This is a genomic window from Pleomorphochaeta sp. DL1XJH-081 (assembly GCF_049310885.1).
Lineage (GTDB): Bacteria > Spirochaetota > Spirochaetia > Sphaerochaetales > Sphaerochaetaceae > CAYZJV01.
On the sequence record NZ_JBMDYO010000045.1, the window covers coordinates 1 to 293 of the forward strand.

General features: G+C 46.4%; 1 protein-coding gene. It reads right to left on the reverse strand.

Annotated elements, in window-relative coordinates; genetic code table 11:
- Position 1 precedes the first annotated feature (1 nt).
- Positions 2–293: hypothetical protein (locus ACODJP_RS13840; RefSeq protein WP_422482495.1), on the reverse strand; the 292-nt coding region annotated here is incomplete at its 5' end.

A 293-nucleotide genomic window follows, 5' to 3' on the forward strand; every position in this document is an offset into this window, starting at 1 on the left:
TCTACCTCATCATCTTCTGTTCATGCATTTTCCACCCTTCCCTTCCCTCTTCCCTTCCCCCCCTCCCCTCCCCCTTTTCCCTTTTCTCCCCCTCTTCTTTTCTTTTTCTCTTCTCCTTTTTCCTTTTCCTTCTCCCTTCTTTTTTTCCCCTTTTCCCCTCCCTCCTCCTTCCCTTTCTTTCCCTTTTCTTTTCTTCCTCTCCCTCCCCTTCCTTTCTTCCCCTCTTTCTTCTTTCCCCTTTTTTCTTCTTTTCCCTCTTCTTCTTTTTCCCCTCTTCTTTCCTTTTTCCCTCT